This is a genomic window from Stutzerimonas zhaodongensis, assembly GCF_003696365.1.
GTDB lineage: Bacteria > Pseudomonadota > Gammaproteobacteria > Pseudomonadales > Pseudomonadaceae > Stutzerimonas > Stutzerimonas zhaodongensis.
In genome coordinates this window covers 1-410 of sequence record NZ_RFFM01000022.1, presented here as the reverse complement: position 1 = coordinate 410, position 410 = coordinate 1, and the positions used below count along the sequence as shown (strand labels likewise).

Annotated in this window: 1 protein-coding gene; it reads right to left on the bottom strand. The window is 44.9% G+C overall.

Annotated elements, in window-relative coordinates; genetic code table 11:
* Positions 1 to 216: 216 nt before the first annotated feature.
* The coding region (locus EA797_RS21925) for a hypothetical protein (protein WP_208644483.1) at positions 217 to 410 on the bottom strand (194 nt) is incomplete at its 5' end.

Here is a 410-nt window from a genome sequence, read left to right as displayed (position 1 = left end):
GGCTAAAGCCCGCCCCTTAACCAAACGTTAGGCACTTACGCAGGAGCCCCAATGATATTCGCAGAATTTGAATATCCAGAAGAATACTGGGACTTCCATGAGGGGCTAAAGAAATACTTGCTGGAGCACTTCAAGAGTATCGAGTGCGGGCTGCAAACTGACTCTTGGTTTTGGATACACATAGACAAGCATAAAGTTGTAATAGATACATTCTCATCAATGAAACATCAAATCAAATCTGCTGACACCGGGCCGCACATTCAACAAGTCATAAGTTTGCTTCAGAAAAAATATAAAATTAATGTTTATCCAGAGCCAGAACTGGAAGACCATGATTATCTCTCGTAGCTCACCCGGCAACGCCAGCCTAACAACTGGTTCAAACCGTTCGCTGCGCTCACTGGGACGGG